This is a genomic window from Polaromonas sp. (genome assembly GCF_029945685.1).
Lineage (GTDB): Bacteria > Pseudomonadota > Gammaproteobacteria > Burkholderiales > Burkholderiaceae_C > Polaromonas.
On record NZ_JAQSDA010000028.1, the window covers coordinates 337,923 to 356,468 of the forward strand.

Annotated in this window: 16 protein-coding genes and 1 riboswitch; of the genes, 5 read left to right on the plus strand and 11 right to left on the minus strand. The window is 64.4% G+C overall.

Annotation, left to right across the window (positions count from 1 at the left end; all coding sequences use genetic code 11):
• Window positions 1-104 precede the first annotated feature (104 nt).
• Window positions 105-1,640: a YifB family Mg chelatase-like AAA ATPase gene (locus PSV26_RS22250; protein ID WP_300574218.1), complete on the plus strand. Its 1,536-nt coding sequence runs from the start codon at window positions 105-107 to the stop codon at window positions 1,638-1,640.
• Window positions 1,641-1,751: 111 nt separating this feature from the next.
• Here PSV26_RS22250 and metH read toward each other — a convergent pair whose 3' ends face one another.
• The 3 genes from metH to fba all read right to left on the minus strand — a co-directional run bounded on the left by metH (window position 1,752) and on the right by fba (window position 6,764).
• Window positions 1,752-4,559, minus strand: a complete 2,808-nt coding sequence (gene metH / locus PSV26_RS22255) for a methionine synthase (protein WP_300574220.1) — start codon at window positions 4,557-4,559, stop codon at window positions 1,752-1,754.
• A 17-nt stretch (window positions 4,560-4,576) separates the two neighbouring features.
• Window positions 4,577-4,671: riboswitch (S-adenosyl-L-homocysteine riboswitch) on the minus strand.
• A 34-nt stretch (window positions 4,672-4,705) separates the two neighbouring features.
• The gene (locus PSV26_RS22260) at window positions 4,706-5,614 is read right to left on the minus strand and encodes a phosphoribosylaminoimidazolesuccinocarboxamide synthase (RefSeq protein WP_300574222.1); all 909 of its coding nucleotides are present in this window, start codon (window positions 5,612-5,614) and stop codon (window positions 4,706-4,708) included.
• Window positions 5,615-5,699: 85 nt separating this feature from the next.
• Window positions 5,700-6,764, minus strand: coding sequence for a class II fructose-bisphosphate aldolase (gene fba / locus PSV26_RS22265; RefSeq protein ID WP_300512041.1), 1,065 nt, complete (start codon window positions 6,762-6,764; stop codon window positions 5,700-5,702).
• A gap of 257 nt (window positions 6,765-7,021) precedes the next feature.
• Between fba and PSV26_RS22270 the strand changes: the two genes are divergently transcribed.
• On the plus strand, window positions 7,022-7,753 hold the full coding sequence (locus PSV26_RS22270) for a phosphatase PAP2 family protein (protein ID WP_300574224.1): 732 nt from the start codon (window positions 7,022-7,024) through the stop codon (window positions 7,751-7,753).
• On the opposite strand, the gene PSV26_RS22275 is transcribed toward PSV26_RS22270, so the two are convergent.
• From PSV26_RS22275 to def, 8 genes are all read right to left on the minus strand, one after another.
• Complete coding sequence (locus PSV26_RS22275) at window positions 7,686-8,543, minus strand: alpha/beta hydrolase (RefSeq protein WP_300574226.1); 858 nt, start codon at window positions 8,541-8,543, stop codon at window positions 7,686-7,688. The genes PSV26_RS22270 and PSV26_RS22275 overlap by 68 nt on opposite strands.
• A 116-nt stretch (window positions 8,544-8,659) precedes the next feature.
• Window positions 8,660-10,093 (minus strand): pyruvate kinase, encoded by a 1,434-nt coding sequence (gene pyk, locus PSV26_RS22280; protein ID WP_300512038.1) that lies wholly within the window; start codon window positions 10,091-10,093, stop codon window positions 8,660-8,662.
• A gap of 77 nt (window positions 10,094-10,170) precedes the next feature.
• A complete protein-coding gene (locus tag PSV26_RS22285; protein ID WP_300574227.1) occupies window positions 10,171-11,052 on the minus strand; it encodes a dihydrodipicolinate synthase family protein in 882 nt (293 codons plus the stop codon).
• 115 nt (window positions 11,053-11,167) lie between these two features.
• On the minus strand, window positions 11,168-12,361 hold the full coding sequence (locus PSV26_RS22290) for a phosphoglycerate kinase (protein ID WP_300574228.1): 1,194 nt from the start codon (window positions 12,359-12,361) through the stop codon (window positions 11,168-11,170).
• A gap of 163 nt (window positions 12,362-12,524) precedes the next feature.
• Window positions 12,525-12,854: an AzlD domain-containing protein gene (locus tag PSV26_RS22295; RefSeq protein ID WP_300512035.1), complete on the minus strand. Its 330-nt coding sequence runs from the start codon at window positions 12,852-12,854 to the stop codon at window positions 12,525-12,527.
• Complete coding sequence (locus PSV26_RS22300) at window positions 12,851-13,558, minus strand: AzlC family ABC transporter permease (protein WP_300512168.1); 708 nt, start codon at window positions 13,556-13,558, stop codon at window positions 12,851-12,853. The genes PSV26_RS22295 and PSV26_RS22300 overlap by 4 nt, the downstream gene beginning before the upstream one ends.
• 38 nt (window positions 13,559-13,596) lie before the next feature.
• Window positions 13,597-14,580, minus strand: coding sequence for a methionyl-tRNA formyltransferase (gene fmt, locus PSV26_RS22305; RefSeq protein WP_300512034.1), 984 nt, complete (start codon window positions 14,578-14,580; stop codon window positions 13,597-13,599).
• A 36-nt stretch (window positions 14,581-14,616) separates the two neighbouring features.
• Window positions 14,617-15,138 (minus strand): peptide deformylase, encoded by a 522-nt coding sequence (gene def, locus PSV26_RS22310; protein WP_300574229.1) that lies wholly within the window; start codon window positions 15,136-15,138, stop codon window positions 14,617-14,619.
• Window positions 15,139-15,326: 188 nt separating this feature from the next.
• Between def and PSV26_RS22315 the strand changes: the two genes are divergently transcribed.
• The 3 genes from PSV26_RS22315 (at window position 15,327) to PSV26_RS22325 (ending at window position 18,352) form a co-directional block, all read left to right on the plus strand.
• Window positions 15,327-16,544: a LysM peptidoglycan-binding domain-containing protein gene (locus PSV26_RS22315; protein WP_300574230.1), complete on the plus strand. Its 1,218-nt coding sequence runs from the start codon at window positions 15,327-15,329 to the stop codon at window positions 16,542-16,544.
• A 70-nt stretch (window positions 16,545-16,614) separates the two neighbouring features.
• On the plus strand, window positions 16,615-17,748 hold the full coding sequence (dprA, locus tag PSV26_RS22320) for a DNA-processing protein DprA (RefSeq protein ID WP_300574232.1): 1,134 nt from the start codon (window positions 16,615-16,617) through the stop codon (window positions 17,746-17,748).
• A 79-nt stretch (window positions 17,749-17,827) separates the two neighbouring features.
• Window positions 17,828-18,352, plus strand: a complete 525-nt coding sequence (locus tag PSV26_RS22325; protein ID WP_300574234.1) for a DUF494 domain-containing protein — start codon at window positions 17,828-17,830, stop codon at window positions 18,350-18,352.
• Window positions 18,353-18,546: the final 194 nt, after the last annotated feature.

Sequence of the window (18,546 nt, forward strand, 5' to 3'; positions counted from 1 at the left end):
GCAAGGACTGACGCGTTGACTTGAACTGGCACAAATACAAGATGCGCACCTAATAAGTGCGTTGATGTCTGATCGCTTTTGGTGCATGAGGGAGAAATCGACAAATGAGCTTATCTTTAGTGCAGAGCCGTGCCTTGTTGGGCATGCAGGCGCACCCGGTCTGCGTCGAAGTGCACCTGGCCAACGGCTTGCCAAGCTTCACGCTGGTGGGCCTGGCCGAAACTGAGGTCAAGGAAGCCCGTGAGCGGGTGAGGTCTGCCATCCAGAACACCGGCCTGGAGTTTCCCGGCAACAAACGCATCACTGTGAACCTGGCCCCAGCCGACCTGCCCAAGGACTCCGGTCGCTTCGATTTGCCAATTGCACTGGGCATTCTGGCGGCCAGCGGCCAGATCGACACCGCCAAACTCGCTGGCTACGAGTTCGCCGGTGAGTTGTCGCTGGGCGGGGAATTGCGCCCCATACGCGGCGCCCTGGCCATGAGCCTGGCCCTGCCGGGACGGGACGACAGCCAGTCCCGACCCCGGCTGGTGCTGCCGGCCGGCAGCGCCGAGGAGGCCGCGCTGGTGCCGGATGCCGAGGTCTACCGGGCGCACCACCTGCTCGACGTGGTCAGGCAGTTTCTGCCGGGCGACATGGTTCCTGAGGACACGGGCGGCTGGGTCCGGCTCCAGCCCAGCGCCCCGCGGGACGCCACCCCCTACCCGGACCTGTCCGACGTCAAGGGCCAGGCGGCGGCCAAGCGCGCACTTGAGATTGCCGCCGCTGGCGGCCACAGCCTGCTGATGGTGGGCGCGCCGGGTTCGGGCAAGTCCATGTTGGCCCAGCGTTTTGCCGGCCTGCTGCCGGCCATGAGCACAGCCGAGGCGCTCGAAAGCGCGGCCGTCGCCTCGCTGGGTGGCCGCTTCTCGCTGGACAACTGGGCGGTCCGGCCCACCGCCGCGCCGCATCACACCGCCAGCGCTGTGGCCCTGGTCGGTGGCGGCTCGCCGCCGCGACCCGGTGAAATTTCACTGGCGCACCACGGCGTTTTGTTCCTCGACGAGCTCCCGGAGTTTCCCCGAGCCGCTCTGGAAGCCCTGCGCGAGCCACTGGAGTCGGGCACCATCACGATCTCGCGGGCCGCCCAACGCGCCGAGTTCCCGGCGCGTTTCCAGCTGATTGCCGCCATGAACCCCTGCCCCTGCGGCTACCTGGGCTCCAGCCTGCGCGCCTGCCGCTGCTCGCCGGACCAGGTTTCGCGCTACCAGGGCAAACTCAGCGGCCCGCTGCTGGACCGGATTGACCTGCATGTGGAAGTGGGAGCACTGGCCGCCGAGGAATTGCTGGGCGCCGCACCCGGCGAAAGCACGGCCAGCATCCGGCAACGGGTGGTTGCGGCGCGGGAACGCGCGACGGCGCGCCAGGGCAGCAGCAACCAGACCTTGCAGGGCAAAGCCATTGATGCGCAATGCCGGCTCGACGATGCCGCAGCAAAATTCCTGAACACGGCGGCGACCCGCCTGGGCTGGTCGGGCCGCAGCATTCACCGCTGCCTGAAAGTGGCACGCACGATTGCCGACCTCGCCGGTGCGCAGGCCGTGCAGATCACGCATGTGGCCGAGGCGGTGCAGTACCGGCGGGCGCTCAAACCAAATTAAGAACCACGGTCGCTCACTGCGTGTAGCGTCCTGCCCTTGAGGGGCCGCTGCGCCTGCGGCCCGGCAAAGCTGGTCCGCGGCCCCTGCTTGAGGGGAGCGCCTCCCAGCCGTTCAAAGGTTCGGGGCCAGCAGCCGCTGCAGGTCTTCGGCCTTTTCGCCACGACGCTTCGCCAGATCCTGCAGCTGGTCGTCGCCGATCTTGCCGACACTGAAGTACACGCTTTGTGGGTGGCTCAGGTAAAAGCCGCTGACGCTGGCGGCCGGCGTCATGGCCATGCTCTCGGTCAGCGCCATGCCGATGTCGCCCGCCTGCAGCAGCTCGAACATGTCCTTCTTGACGCTGTGGTCCGGACAGGCCGGGTAGCCGGGCGCCGGGCGTATGCCCTGGTACTTCTCGGCAATCATCTCCTCGGCGCTCAGCGTTTCGGCGGCGGCGTAACCCCACAAATCCTCGCGCACCCGTTTGTGCAGGGCCTCGGCAAAAGCCTCGGCCAGCCGGTCGGCCAGCGACTTGAGCATGATGGAGGAGTAGTCGTCGTGGTCATCGTTGAAGTACTTTTCCTTCTTCTCGGCGCCCAGGCCAGCCGTCACGGCAAACAGGCCGATGTAGTCAGGCAGCATGAAGGTGTTGTGGCCCTCGGCGCCTGCGTGTCCGGCGCGCACGGCCTTGGTTTCCGCCGACAGCACTTTCGGCGCCACAAAATCGGCCAGGCAGCGGCTGGGCCGCATCACGCCGTCGAGCGCGGTTTTCTCGGCCTGCTGGCGCAGGCCGTACCAGGTCATGGCCACCTCGCTGCGCGTCTCATCCGTGTAGATCTCGATGTCGTCGCCGACGCTGTTCGCCGGATACAAGCCGATGACACCGCTGGCCGTGAGCCAGCGGCCCTCGATCAGGCGCTTGAGCATGCGTTGCGCATCGGCATACACACGCACGGCCTCGGTGCCCACTACCTCGTCTTTCAGGATGGCCGGAAAAGGGCCTGCCAGGTCCCAGGTCTGGAAGAAAGGGCCCCAGTCGATGTAGTTAGCCAGTTCGGCCAGATCGAAATTCTTGAAGACGCGACGGCCAATGAATTTCGGTGTGGGCGGCGTGTAGTGGGCCCAGTCAATCGGCGTTGCATTGGCGCGGGCCTTGGCCAGCGGCCACATCGGTGTCTGCTTCTTGTTGGCGTGCTGGGTGCGCACCTTGTCATAGTCGGCATTGAGCTCGGCGATGTATTTGGCCGCCTGGTCGGAGAGCAGGCTTTGCGCCACGCTGACACTGCGCGACGCGTCGGGCACATACACCACCGGGCCTTCGTAATGGGGCGAAATTTTCACTGCCGTATGCACCCGGCTGGTGGTGGCGCCGCCAATCATCAGCGGGATTTTCCTGATGCGGAAGTGGTCGTCCTTCTGCATCTCACCGGCCACGTACTGCATTTCTTCCAGGCTGGGCGTGATCAGGCCCGACAGGCCCACAATGTCTGCACCCTCGACCTTGGCGCGCGCCAGGATCTCGTGGCAAGGCACCATCACACCCATGTTGACCACGTCGAAGTTGTTGCACTGAAGCACGACGGTGACGATGTTCTTGCCGATGTCGTGCACATCGCCCTTGACAGTGGCGATGATGATCTTGCCCTTGGTCTTGACGTCGCCGCCGGCGGCCTCCAACAGGAGCTTTTCCGCTTCGATATAAGGCAGCAGATGGGCCACGGCCTGCTTCATCACACGCGCGCTTTTCACCACCTGCGGCAAAAACATCTTGCCCTGGCCGAACAGGTCACCGACCACGTTCATGCCGTCCATCAGCGGGCCCTCGATCACATGCAACGGACGCCCGCCCTCAGCCTTGATCGCCTGCCAGACCTCTTCGGTATCCGTCACGATGTGTTCGTTCATGCCGTGCACCAGCGCGTGCGACAGGCGCTGGCGTACAGGCAAGGCGCGCCATTCGTTTTTCTTGCTGTCGTCCTTGGCGCCGCTTTTCGCGGTTTCGGCCACTTCAATCAGGCGCTCACTCGGTGACACTTCTGGCTCGCCCGGCTTGTAGACCGGGCTGCGATTGAGAACCACGTCTTCAACGCGTTCACGCAGCGTCGGCTCGAGGTCGTCGTAGACGCCGACCATGCCGGCGTTGACGATGCCCATGTCCATGCCGGCCTGGATCGCGTGGTACAGAAACACGGTGTGGATGGCTTCGCGTACCGGGTCGTTGCCGCGAAAGCTGAAGGACACGTTGGACACGCCGCCGGACACCTTCGCGCCGGGCAGGTTCTGTTTGATCCAGCGCGTGGCGTTGATGAAATCCACCGCGTAGTTGTTGTGCTCCTCGATGCCGGTGGCGATCGCGAAGATGTTGGGGTCGAAGATGATGTCTTCAGGCGGGAAGTCCAGCTCGTCCACCAGCACGCGGTAAGCCCGCTCGCAGATTTCGATCTTGCGCTCATAGGTGTCGGCCTGACCCTGTTCGTCGAAAGCCATGACCACGGCGGCGGCGCCATAACGCTTGAGCAGTTTGGCCTGGTGCTTGAAGGGCTCCAGTCCCTCCTTCATCGAGATCGAGTTGACGATGCCCTTGCCCTGGATGCAGCGCAGGCCGGCTTCGATCACGCTCCACTTGGAGCTGTCGATCATGATGGGCACCCGTGCGATGTCGGGTTCGCTGGCAATCAGATTCAGGAACCGCACCATGGCGGCCTGGCTGTCGAGCATGGCCTCATCCATGTTGATGTCGATGATCTGCGCGCCGTTTTCGACCTGCTGGCGCGCCACGACGAGCGCGGCTTCGAAATCTCCGTTGAGGATCATGCGCGCAAAGGCCTTGGAGCCCGTGACATTGGTTCGTTCACCAATGTTGACGAACAGGCTGCCCGCGCCTATGGCGACCGGCTCCAGGCCGGACAGTTTCATGGGGGGAACCAGGATTTCGGACATTCACTCACCTCTTGCATCAAAGGTGAGCGCCGTTGCAAAGGCAGGCCGCGGGGGCACTGCTGTCACCCAAGCCTGACGAAACGAAGGTTTCGCTGCAACGCTCCTTGGGTTGAACGTATTTTAGACCAAGGCGCGGGCCAGTCGGCTCAGGCCGTCAATCGCGTCAGCGCTTCCTGGTACTTGGCCGCAGTTTTTTCGACCACATCCTGCGGCACGCGCGGCGCGGGCGGCGTCTTGTCCCAGGGCTTGCCGTTGACCAGCGCCTGCTCCAGCCAGTCGCGCACGAACTGCTTGTCGTAGCTTGGCGGATTGGCGCCTGTGGCAAAGGCCTGCTCGTAACCTTCAATCGGCCAGTAGCGCGAGGAGTCGGGCGTCAGCACTTCGTCCATCAGGGTCAGCGTGCCGTTTTCGTCAAGACCGAACTCGAACTTGGTATCGGCAATGATGATGCCCTTGGTCAGGGCAAAGGCCGCCGCCTCCTTGTAGATGCGCAGGCTGAGGTCGCGGATCTGCGCGGCCAGTTCAGGGCCGACGGCCTTGACCACCTGCCCGTAGCTGATGTTTTCGTCATGCTCGCCCACCGCCGCCTTGGCCGCCGGTGTGAAAACCGGTTCTGGCAGCTTGCTGGCGTTTTTCAGGCCAGGCGGCAGCGGCACACCGCACACCGACTGGCTGTCCTGGTATTCCTTCCAGCCGCTGCCGGCCAGGTAGCCGCGTACCACGGCCTCGACCGGAATCGGCTTCAGGCGCTTGACCAGCATGGAGCGGCCCGCAACCTGCGGCAACTCGGCCGGGGTCACCACGCTTTCGGGCGCGTCGCCGGTCAGGTGGTTCGGACAGATATGGCCAAGCCTGCCGAACCAGAACAGGGCCATCTGGGTGAGAAGCACGCCTTTGCCCGGAATCGGCTCGCCCATGATGACGTCGAAGGCGCTGAGCCGGTCGCTGGCGACCATCAGCAGCCGGTCTTTGCCGACAGCGTAGTTGTCGCGCACCTTGCCGCGAGCGAGCAGGGGCAGGGAGGTCAGGGCCGAAGTGTGGAGAGCGGAGGTCATGGGGATGCTTGCCAAAAGTAAAAAAGCCCGCTGCTAGCAGCGAGCTCTGAATTATCGCCAGTTCGACACGGCGAGGATTTCCAGGTTAACGCACCACCTGGGCCAGCTCGCCCCTGGCGTAGCGGGCAGCCACCAGCTGCAGCGTGTCCCCCTTGATTTTCGCGCCCTGGCCTTCGCAGCCGAACTCGATGTAACGCTGCTTGCAGATCGCCTTGGCGGCTTCGCGCGCGGGCTTGAGCCATTCGCGGGCGTCGAATTTTTCAGGGTTCTCGGCCAGAAACTTGCGCACCGCTGCGGTCATCGCCAGACGGATGTCGGTGTCGATGTTGATCTTGCGCACGCCGTGTTTGATGGCTTCCTGGATTTCTTCCACGGGCACACCGTAGGTTTCCTTCATGTTGCCACCGTACTGGCGAATGACGGCCAGCAGGTCCTGCGGCACGCTGGACGAGCCGTGCATCACCAGATGGGTGCTGGGGATGCGTTTGTGGATGTCCTTGATGCGGTCGATCGCCAGGATGTCACCGGTGGGCTTGCGCGTGAACTTGTAGGCGCCGTGGCTGGTGCCGATGGCGATTGCCAGCGCGTCGATCTGCGTCTGCTTGACAAAATCGGCCGCCTGCTCCGGGTCGGTCAGCAACTGCTCGCGCGTCATGGTTGCGTCGGTGCCGTGGCCGTCTTCCTTGTCGCCCTTCATGGTTTCCAGGGAGCCGAGGCAGCCAAGCTCGCCTTCGACCGTCACGCCCACCTTGTGCGCGAGTTGCGCCACCTTTTTGGTGACCTCGACGTTGTATTCATAGCTGGCAATCGTCTTGCCGTCGGCCTCCAGCGAGCCGTCCATCATCACGGATGAAAACCCGAGGTTGATCGCACCCTGGCAGACGTCCGGGTTCTGGCCGTGGTCCTGGTGCATGACCAGCGGGATCTGTGGATACATTTCGATGGCCGCCTGGATGAGGTGCTTGATGAAAGCCTCGCCAGCGTATTTGCGCGCGCCGGCGCTGGCCTGCAGGATCACGGGAGCGCCGGTTTCCCTGGCCGCTTCCATGACAGCCTGGACCTGCTCAAGGTTGTTGACGTTGAAAGCTGGAATGCCATAGCCATTGAGGGCTGCATGGTCCAGCAACTCGCGCATGGAAACGAGTGCCATAAAAAATATCCCCAGGAAGGTTGAACGGATTCGGTGGATTCGGTAACTGACCGGTAACTCTTTTCATTTTACCCGTCGCACTCGCCTGTGGAACCTACTGGCGTGGTCTGGACAGGCTTCCAGCGTCATCCTCGAAGGGGCAAAGGCGTAGGACAAGCCCGCTCGGGACCGTCGCGCCTCTTTGCGGGCGCCGGCATTAAGGCTCACTTAAGGCGGGTCGGGCTACCGTCAACCCTTCTTGTGCCCAACTCGCCACCATGACCTCTCCCAGCCGTCCAGCCGTTTCCAGCCCGTCGCGTCTTTTTTTCTGGTCCGTTGCCAGCCTTCTCCTCCTGCTGACCTGGGACGCTTCGGGACTGGACCTGACGCTGGCACGCTGGTTCGGGTCGGCCAGCGGCTTTGCGCTCGAAAACCACTGGTTCTGGCGCGGCGTACTCCACGACAACATGCGCCCACTGCCCTGGTTGTTTGAAGGGGCGCTGCTGATCGGTATCGCCCGGCCTGTCGGCCCCCTGCGGCATCTGCCTGCATCACGCCGTGTCCAGCTGGCCCTGACCACGCTGTTGGCGCTGCTGGTGGTGGCTGACATCAAGCTGCACAGCCACACCAGCTGCCCCTGGAGCCTGCACGAATTTGGCGGCGTGGCCAGCCATGTCTCGCACTGGGCCTGGGGGGTGCGGGACGGCGGTGACGGTGGCTGTTTTCCGGCCGGTCATGCCTCTGCGGGTTTTGCCTTTGTCGGCGGCTTTTTTGCATTCCGGCATGCCCTGCCAGGCACCGCCCGGCGCTGGTTGCTGGGGTCCATGCTGGCCGGACTGCTGCTGGGTCTGGCGCAACAGGTGCGTGGCGCCCACTACATGAGTCACACCCTCTGGACCGCCTGGTTCTGCTGGGCCAGCGCCGCCACGCTGGACCTCGGCTTCACCTGGCTTGCCCGACTGACTTCACAAAAGCCGAGACCCGTTCAAGCACAGGCGCCCGGTCTCTGAGTACCGAGGCCATGGAGGCCACCAGGGTGACGTGGCTGACACCGTCCAGCAGCGCGGACTCCACATACACGCCACTGCTCTGGAGTCGCCGGGCCAGCGCGACGGTACTGCGCCGGGAATTGACCACACGGTCGTCGGCAGGCGCCAGCAGCAACGCCGGCGGCGAAGCCGGCGACGCATGGAACAGCGGCTGGCTGTCGGCAGGCGTACGCGGCCAGTCAAAGGCCACCTGGGTCTGGCGGTCGCCAATCGGCAGGAAATCGTAGGGGCCGGCCAGGCCTATCCAGCCCGCCAGGCACGACGGTTTCAGGCCCTCGGCCGCCAGCCAGCGCGGATCCAGCGCCACCATGGCCGCGTTGTAGGCGCCGGCACTGTGTCCCATGACAAAAATCCGGGCGGAATCGCCACCATGTGCGACTCCATGGGCGACCGCCCAGCCCACGGCGCGCGCACTGTCCTGCACAAATGTTGGGTAGGTAAATGCGGGGCTCAGGCGGTAGTCCGCGATCACCGCCACGATGCCGCTTGCCGCCAGCGCCTCGCCCACAAAGCGGTAGTCGGCCCGCTCACCCGATGACCAGCTGCCCCCATAAAAAAACACCACCATCGGTGCCTGACCGATGACGTCCACAGGCTGATAGACATCCAGCCGCTGGCGCGGGTGGGCGCCGTAAGGCAGGCCCTGGGCGAGCCGATAGGTGTCTGTGGAAACGGTGGCGTTGAGCAGGTCCACGGCCGAGCAGGCCGTGAGCAGTGCAGGCAGCATGGCCAACAGCGAGCGTCTTGGCACGGGAAAGTCTGTGGTGTTCATCGAACCGGGGATACGCACGCCTGGCCGACGTGGATTCAGACGGCACCGGCCACCGGTCTGGGACCCGCCCGCGCCGGTCTCATGGGGCCGCCCGCTCAGGCTACGCGGCAGATCTTGAGCATGTTGGTGCCGCCAGGCGCACCCATGGGTTCGCCGCAGGTGATGGCATACACGTCGCCGCTTTGCACGATGTCGCGGCGCAGCAGGTGCCCTTCGGCCTGTTCCAGCGCGGTGTCGCGGTCGGCGCTGGTGTCCATCAGCAGCGGGCGCACATTGCGATACAGCGCCATCTTGCGCTGCGTCGCCAGGCGCGGTGTCAGCGCATAGATCGGCACACGGATGTCGTGACGGCTCATCCACAAGGGGGTGGAGCCGCTGTCGGTCAAGGCCACGATGGCTTTGGCGCCCAGATGGTGGGCCGTGAACAGCGCGCCCATGGCGATCGACTGGTCGATGCGCGTGAAGGTCTTGCCGCTGAAGTCGGCGTCCAGCGCCGTGTATTCGGCTTTTTCCGCTTCCAGGCAGATGTTGGCCACTTCCTCGATGGTCTCCAGCGGGTAATTGCCGGCGGCCGTTTCCGCGCTCAGCATCACGGCGTCGGTCCCGTCGAGCACGGCATTGGCCACGTCGCTGACCTCGGCGCGTGTCGGCACCGGGTTGAGGATCATGCTTTCCATCATCTGTGTGGCGGTAATGACCACCTTGTCCATGGCGCGGGCCATCTTGATCATGCGTTTTTGCAGCGCCGGCACGGCGGCGTTGCCGACTTCCACCGCAAGGTCACCGCGCGCGACCATGATGCCGTCGCTGACCCGCAGGATGTCTTCGAGGTTGGGAATGGCTTCGGCGCGTTCGATCTTGGCAATCAGGCCGGGCTTGTGTTTGTAGGGCGCGGCGGCCACATTGCACAGCTGGCGCGCCATTTCCATGTCAGTGGCGTTTTTCGGAAAACTCACCGCCACGTAGTCCGCCTGGAAACTCATGGCGGTCCGGATGTCTTCCATGTCCTTGGCAGTCAGCGCGGGCGCGGTCAGGCCGCCACCTTTTTTGTTGATGCCTTTGTTGTTGGAGAGTTCGCCGCCAAGCTTGACGGTGGTGTGCACCTCCTCGCCGCGCACCGCGTCGATGATCAGCACAATCAGGCCGTCGTTGAGCAGCAGCAGGTCGCCGGCCTTGACGTCACGCGGCAACTCCTTGTAGTCCAGGCCCACACCCTTGAGGTCGCCCGGCTCGGTGCGCGAAGCATCGAGCACGAACTTGGCGCCGGGCACCAGCACGACCTTGCCCTCGGCAAATTTGCCGACGCGGATCTTCGGCCCCTGCAGGTCGGCCATGATCGCCACCTCGCGGCCGGCCCGCTGGGCTGCCTCGCGCACCAGCCCGGCCCGGTCGATGTGGTCCTGCGCCGTGCCATGGCTGAAATTGAGGCGCACCACGTTGACGCCCGCACGTATCATTTTTTCAAGCAGCGCCGGATCGCTCGAAGCGGGGCCCAGGGTGGCAACAATTTTGGTGGCGCGGCGTGGCATGAATGTCTCCTGTAAGTTGGGGACAATTCTCACACGGAACCGGTTACAGGCCGGGTACACCTGGCGCGATGCACCAGCTACAGCGCGTCCAGCTCGCGCAGGACCCGACGCACCGTTTCCACGCCCTCCGGCGACAACGGTGTTTGCGGCGCCAGAGGATGGCCGACTTCATAGCCCTGGAGCACGAGGCCGGCCTTGATGCAGGCCGCCAGGTTGAACGTGGCAAACACCTGGTTGATGCTCCACAGCCTGCGCTGCAAGGCCATGGCTTCATCCCAGTGGCCGGCCCGGCACAGCTCATACAGCGCGATGCTTTGCCGGGGAACCAGGCAGGCAGGCCCGGCCATCCAGCCCGCGCCTCCGAGCAGCATCACGGTCGCAGGCACATGCGAGGAAGCCGCAAAAACCTCCATCCGGCCCTCGACGACATTCATGATCGACAGCAGGCGCCCGGTGTTGAAGGAAGCGTCCTTGATATAGCGAATATTGCGGATGTGGCTGAGCCGCTCAATGACCGGCAGCTTGAGATCGGAGCGCTGGAAATTCGGATTGGTGTAGATCACCACCGGCAGCGACACGGCATCGGCAATCGCCTTGAAGTACTGGTAGACACCTTCGTCGTCCACCGGAAAATACGCTTCCAGTACCGCCAGGATGCCGTCGCAGCCCATGCGTTCGTACTCCCGGGCCTGGCCCACGGCGTCGACAATGGTGGTGGCCGCCACACCGGCCACCACCGGCACCTGGCGGCCGGCCGCCTGCACCACCACCTCCACCACCCGGCGCCGCTGCGCCGGGTTGAGGTAGGCAAATTCGCCAGTCGATCCCAGGGGCGTCAATCCATGCACACCGGCCGCTATCAGGTCCTGGCAAAGGCGCGTCAGAACCTGCGCCTCCACCTCTCCGTCGGCGTCAATGGGCGACACCAGATAAGGGAAAACACCGTGAAAATCCGTCATCTGCAAACTCCGGTCAAGTAGCCGTGGATTGGGAGGATTTCATACAAAATGGCCTCCAGCCCTTTCCCTGATTGCGGGAGCAGCTATGCTTTCAATAGCAAAATTGCACACCGGCTCAACCCGCCGCCCGTTTCTGCAGGATCTCGAAAGCCGGCAGGGTCTTGCCTTCCAGCACTTCGAGAAAGGCGCCGCCACCGGTGGAGATGTAGCCCACGTCTTTTTCAATGCCGTATTTGGCGATCGCGGCCAGGGTGTCGCCGCCCCCGGCAATGCTGAAGGCGGGGCTGGCGGCAATCGCCCGGGCGATGGTTCGGGTGCCACCTTCAAAGGCAGCAAACTCGAACACGCCCACCGGGCCGTTCCAGACAATGGTGCCGGCCGCCATCAGCTGATCGGCCAGCTTTTTCGCGGTTTGCGGGCCGATATCCAGGATCAGATCGTCGTCCGCCACATCGGTGGCAGCCTTGACGGTGGCGGGCGCATCGGCGCTGAAGGTCTTGGCAGTCACCACATCGGTCGGCACAGGCACCTCGGCGCCGCGCGCCTTCATGGCCGCCATCACCGCGCGGGCTTCGTCGAGCAGTTCGCGTTCCGCCAGGCTTTTGCCGATCGGCAGACCGACGGCCAGCATGAAGGTGTTGGCAATGCCGCCGCCCACAATCAGCTGGTCCACCTTGCCGGCCAGCGCCTGGAGAATGGTGAGCTTGGTCGACACCTTGCTGCCGGCCACGATGGCCACCAGCGGGCGCTTCGGGTTGGCCAGGGCTTTCGAGATCGCATCCATTTCTGCCGCCAGCAGCGGGCCGGCGCATGCCACTTTGGCAAACTGCGCGATGCCGTAGGTCGAGGCCTCGGCGCGATGCGCGGTGCCGAAGGCGTCATGCACAAAAATATCGCAAAGGGCGGCCATCTTGCGGGCCAGGGCCTCGTCGTTCTTTTTCTCGCCCTTGTTGACGCGGCAATTCTCCAGCAACACGAGCTGGCCGGGCGCCACCTCCACACCATCAACCCATCCGGACCGCAGAGGCACCTCACGCTGCATCAGTTCGGCCAGGCGCGCAGCCACCGGTGCAAGGGAGTCTTCGGGTTTGAACTGCCCTTCGGTCGGCCGGCCCAGGTGGGAGGTCACCATCACCGCCGCACCGGCGTCAAGGGCCATCTGGATACAGGGAATCGAGGCGCGGATGCGGGTGTCTTCAGTGATGTGGCCGCTGTCATCCTGCGGCACATTGAGGTCGGCTCGAATGAAAACACGCCGGCCCTTGACAAGTCCCTGGGCGCACAGATCGGAGAAGCGGATGAAGTTCATGAAAGCTCGCAGTGAAGGGTTGGGTCAACGCGCCCAAGACTCAAATTGTAGGTGCGACACGCCACTTCTCCCCCCGCCGGGGCTGCGGGCCCGGCTTGGCCGGCCCGCAGGCGCAGCTGCCCCCTCGGGGGCAGCGCCGTACGCGAAGCGACAAGCGTGGGGGCTACCAATTCAGGCCAATATGCAGAGGCAGGTAAACCGCCATTCCGGCGATGATGGTGCCCAGAACGCCGCGGCGCCAGACAAACCAGGCCACGCCGGCCAGCGCGGCAAACAGGCGGGCGTCCCGCCAGGTGTCGATCAGCTGGCCCTGCGTCATCACGATCTCGGGGATGATGACTGCCGACAAGGCCGCGATGGGCGCATAGTGCAGCCCACGCTGCACCCAGGGCGGCAGAGTCCAGGGCTTGCTGGACATGAAGAAAAACGAGCGCGTGATCACCGTGACCAGCGCCAGCCCGACGATGGTGAGCACAGTCCAGGCGTCGGTCATGCCGCCCCCTTTGTTGTCGGCAGCGAAGCCGGGGGCGCAGCAGGTTTTTCCAGCATCAGGCAAACCGCCACCGCCGCAGCTATCGCGACCAGGATGTTGAGCTTGAGCGGCAGGGCAAAGGCCGCCACTGCCGCGGCGCCGGCCACACCAGCGGACACCACACGCAGGCGGCTGCTTGCCAGTGAAGACATGACGCCCAGCAAGGCCAGGATGCCGGCGAAACCCAGCCCCCAGGACAGAGGAATCGCGTTGGCCAGGGCAATGCCCAGCAGGCTGGGCACCACCCAGCTGATCCAGGTCAAGGCACAGTTCCCTGCCAGATAGGCCTCCTGGGCCCGCAGCGCTTCCCGGTCGTCGGGCAGCACCGGATGCGGGTGGCGGTTGGTGAACATCACGTAACTGAGATCGGCCGTGAAATAGCCGCTGGCCAGGCGCCGCCAGAGCGGCTGGTGCATCAGGTAAGGCCGCAGGTGGGCACTGAACACGACAAAACGCAGATTGACGCAGGCCGCCGTGGCCAGAATCACCCACATGGGCGCGCCGGCAAGCATCAGCGGCACAGCTGCAAGTTGGGAGCTGCCGGCAAACACGATCACCCCCATCAACACCGCCTCAAACAGGCTCATCCCGGACTTGACCATGGCCACGCCTGTCATCAGGCCCCAGGCAGCCGTGCCGGCGGCAGCGGACGCCATGTCGCGCATGCCCTGGCGAAACTCGGGATGACGGTACAGCGGGGCCGTCAAGCGCGCTGCTCCGCCGGGGCCTGAAACACCATGCCGGGCTGCAGCGCAAAACCACGGACGAACTCGGCGGCGTCCAGCGGCTTGCCGCCGGGCTTTTGCAGCCGGGTGGCGCGCAACACGCCGTCGCCAGCTGCCACATCGACGCCTTCCGGGCTGACGGCGAGAACCTGGCCCGCAACCGCCGCTTCGGGTCGCCGGACACCGGGCAACACCACGGCCTGCCAGAACTTGACCGTGTCGCTGCCCAGCGCACTCGCCGCGCCCGGAAAGGGATTGAAGGCGCGGATCCGCCGCTCTATCACCGTGGCGCTTTGGTGCCAGTCAATGGCGGCCTCGTGTTTTTCGATTTTGTGTGCGTAGCTGATGCCCTCCCCGGGTTGCGGTACGGGCCGGAGCCCGCCGCAGGCTGCGAGTTCCAGTGCCTCCACCACCAGCCGCCCCCCCAGGACGGCCAGTTTGTCGTGCAGGGTGCCGGTGGTGTCCCCGGGGGCGATCGGGAGCTTTTCAGCCAGCAACATGTCGCCGGTGTCCAGCCCGGCGTCCATCTGCATCAGCGTGATGCCGGTCTCACGGTCGCCCGCCTCGATGGCGCGGTGAATCGGTGCGGCGCCGCGCCAGCGCGGCAGCAGGGAGGCGTGGATATTCAGGCAACCCAGCCTCGGCATGTCCAGCGCCCACTGCGGCAGGATCAGACCATAGGCGGCGACCACCATGGCGTCGGCATGGGCCGCGTCCAGCGCATCGCGCGCGGCCGCTGCGTCTTCCGGGTATTTGCCATCGAGCCGCAGGCTGCGCGGCTGCGCCACCGGGATCTGTTTTTCGAGCGCAAACTGCTTGACGCTGGAGGCCTGCAGCTTCATGCCGCGGCCGGCCGGCCGGTCCGGCTGGGTCAGGACGAGGGAGATTTCAAAACCCGCAGCATGCAGCTGCACGAGCGCCACACGGGCGAATTCGGGGGTACCGGCAAATATGACGCGCATCGACTCATTTTCGCCCATGCGCAGGGCGCGCCATGGTCAGCGCACCAATTCCCGTTCTTCGTCTTTCTTCTGCTTGATCATCTTGGTCTTGATACGGTTGCGCTTGAGCGGCGACAGGTACTCGACAAACACCTTGCCCATCAGGTGGTCCATCTCGTGCTGCACGCACACCGCCAGCAGGCCTTCGGCGCTGTGGGTCTGCGGTTTGCCGTCCAGGTCCAGCGCCCGCACCTTGATGGCGCTGGCACGTTCCACGCCGTCATACACGCCGGGCACGGACAGGCAACCTTCGTCGTTGACCTGGGTTTCGGGGCTGGACCAGGTAATTTCGGGGTTGATCAGCACCAGCGGTTGGTCCCGACCCTCACTGACGTCGATCACCACCACTCTTTCGTGCACGTTGACCTGACTGGCGGCCAAGCCGATGCCCTCGGCGGCATACATGGTTTCCAGCATGTCGCCCACCAAGGTGCGGGTGTGTGCGTCCACCGCCACCACGGGCTTGGCGACTGTGTGCAAACGCGGGTCAGGGTAACGAAGAATGGTCAATTGGGTCATGGTGGCGGGCAATCAGATGTCGCTATTTTCGCTAATTTTCGCCATTTTTGAGCATCCGCGCTGTCGCGAAATGGCATATTCGTTGCCTAATCAAGGGCTTAAGTACAAAATCGCTAGTGATTTATCAAGATACAAACACGGCGTCCGGCCTTGATGACCAAGGCCGCGCCAGCCCCAAGGGCCTCAAGATGCAATATATTTTTGGTCGGTTCAGTCAGATTTCAATAGCGGCTGCCCTGCTGGCATCCACTGCGGGCCTGCATGCCCAGAATTTTCCGATCACTGCCGGCCAGAAGGCCACAGCCAACCAGGTGGCCCAAACCGGTGTGCCGCTGAGCGACCTGGCCCCCAACGCACCCGACGAATACACCGTCAAGCGCGGCGACACCTTGTGGGCCATCTCGGGCATGTTCCTGAAAACCCCCTGGCGCTGGCCCGAGTTGTGGGGCATGAATCTGGACGACATTCGCAATCCGCACCGGATTTATCCCGGCCAGCAGCTCTATCTGGACAAGACCGGCGGACGCGCCACCTTGCGGGCCCGGCGCGCGGGCGACGGTGACGGCCAGCCCGGCACCGTGCGGGTATCGCCGCGCACCCGTTACGAATCGCTGGCCGACGCTGCCATCCCGACGCTGTCGCCTCAGGCCATTGAACCCTTCCTGTCGGAAGCCCTGATTGTCGACGAAGCCGCGTTTTTGACCGCGCCACGCATCGTGGCCGCCCAGGAAGGCCGGGTTTTGCTCAGCCGTGGCGACCGCGCCTATGCCCGCGGCCTCTACAGCAGCAAGGACACCGGCAAGCCGCTGAGCACCGCCAAAGGCGAGCCGCTGGACTACCGGGTCTTCCGCAATGCAACACCCCTGAAAGACCCCGCCACCGGCGAGATCCTCGGCTACGAGGCGCAATTTCTCGGCAAGGCCGAGCTGGTTCGCGGAGAATCCACCGCCAGCGTGAAGGGCAAGGACGGCAAACTGGTCGATGAGGTGGTTCCGGCCACCATCGACATCCTCGTCGCCAAGGAAGAAATGCGCGTTGGCGACCGGCTGGTGCCGGAACCGCCGCGCGAACTGCTCAGTTATGTACCGCGCGCGCCACAGACCCCCGTGGAAGGCCAGATCGTCTCGATCTACGGCAGCGCGGTGCGGTATGCGGCAGGCAACCAGGTCGTGGTCATCAACCGAGGCATCCGGGACGGTCTGGAGCGGGGCCATGTGATGGCGATTTTGCGAAGCGGAGAACGCATCACTGACCGCACCGACTCCGCCAGAACACAGATCAAGCTGCCCAACGAACGCAACGGCTTGCTGATTGTCTTCCGCACTTTCGAGAAGCTGTCTTACGCCCTGGTGCTGGAAGTCACCGAAGGCGTGAAAGTGGGCGACCGCTTCGAAAATCCGAACTGAGCGTCAGCGCCGGCGTATGCAGACCGTCTGCATGACTTCCCTTGCCGCTTCCACCTGAATGCGGCCTGCTATGGATGTCGCTGAACTCGGTGCCTGGTTGCGCCTGTCGCTGACCCCGGGTATCGGCAACGCGGGAGCTCGCCAGTTGCTGGCCGCTTTCGGGTCGGCCCAGGCCATTTTTGAACAAGACGCCAGCACCTTGCGGCAGCTCGGTTCCGACCGCCTGACCGAGGTGCTGCTGAGCGAGCCCGCGACCCTGGCCGGCCAGCTTCAGACCACGCTTGACTGGCTGCAAGGCGCAGACGACCGGCGCGTTGTGACGCTGGGCGACGCGGGTTACCCGTCAGCGTTGCTCGACATCGAAGACCCCCCTTCCATGCTATATATGCTGGGAGCTCTAGATCCATGGGCCTCTGATGCTGCAAATAGGATAGCGATTTGCCTCGCCATCGTGGGCAGCCGGAACCCGACACCACAGGGAGAAAGCAATGCCCGCCAATTTGCCAGAGTATTCGGCGAGGCCGGCCTCTGTGTGGTGTCCGGGCTCGCGCTCGGGGTCGACGGCGCTGCCCACGATGGCGCCCTGCTCGGCGGCGGCACCACGCTGGCCGTGGTTGGCACCGGACTGGACCGCGTGTATCCGAAACAGCACCTGGCGCTTGCCCACCGCATTGCACAGCAGGGTTTGATCATCAGCGAGTTCCCGCTGGGAACACCGCCGCTCACTGCCAATTTCCCGAAGCGCAATCGCCTGATCTCGGGCCTGTCCCAAGGCACGTTGGTGGTCGAAGCGGCGCTCAAGTCGGGTTCACTGATCACCGCACGCCTGGCCGCTGAACAGGGCAAGGACGTATTCGCCATCCCCGGCTCCATCCACTCCCCGCAGTCGCGCGGCTGCCACGCCCTCATCAAACAGGGCGCCAAGCTGGTGGAATCCGCCCAGGACGTGCTGGAAGAATTGAACCTGCCTGGGCTTTCCGCTGCTTCGACCGCAAGCGCAGAGGCAGAGGCGGAGGCAGATGATCAAACCGCCGATGAACCGTTATTTGCAGCGATGGGCTTCGAGCCTGTCAGCCTCGACGCCTTACAGGCGCGCACCGGGCTCGCAACAGCCGAGTTGCAGGCCCGCCTTCTCGCGCTGGAGCTGGCCGGGGAGGTTGCCAGGCTGCAAGGCGGGCTGTTTCAGCGCATGGCGCGCGGTTGACGCCTGCGGCTACGTTGGGCCAAGGGCCTTCGGCCATGTACGAGGGCCGCGCCGTTCCCAACTGCGTTATATTGAGTGCATGTTTGAAGTACTGGTGTACGTTTACGAAAATTACTGGCAAGGCGACGCCTGCCCCGAGCTGCACCAGCTGAGCCGCAAACTCACGGCGGTCGGTTTTGAGGCAGACGAGATCCAGGCCGCGCTGGTCTGGCTCAACGGCCTGAACATCGCCGCGCAGAACACCCAGGTGGGGATGCCTGCCGCCTCACCGGCCAGCATCCCTCCTGCCCCGGCGACATCCAGCACACCACCCTGCTTCCAGGCCCAGTCGGCCGGTAGTCTGCGTGTCTATTCGGTGGCGGAGCAGGACCACCTCGGCGCCCAGGCGCTGGGTTTCGTCAGTTTCCTGGAATCCTCAGGCGTGCTGCCGTCACACATGCGCGAAATCGTGATCGACCGCGCGATGGCCGCCCCGGGAGACCCGCTGGCACTGGACGATCTCAAGATCATTGTGCTGATGGTTTACTGGAGCTTTGGCGAAGAACCCGATGCCCTGGTCCTGGACGAACTCTGTGACGACGCGGACTTCCGCGTGGCGCATTAGTAGAGCCCCCACGTCCGCTCACTGCGTGTAACTCTCTGCACCTTGCAGGCCGCCGCTCGCCAGAGGCTTCGCTTCTGATGCCTGTCCAAAGCTGCTCAAGCAGCTTTGGACAGGCATCAGCCCCGAGGGGGCGCTGCGCCTGCAGGCCGGCAGAGGCGGACCCACGGCCCCTGATGCTAAAGAAGGCTCCTCAC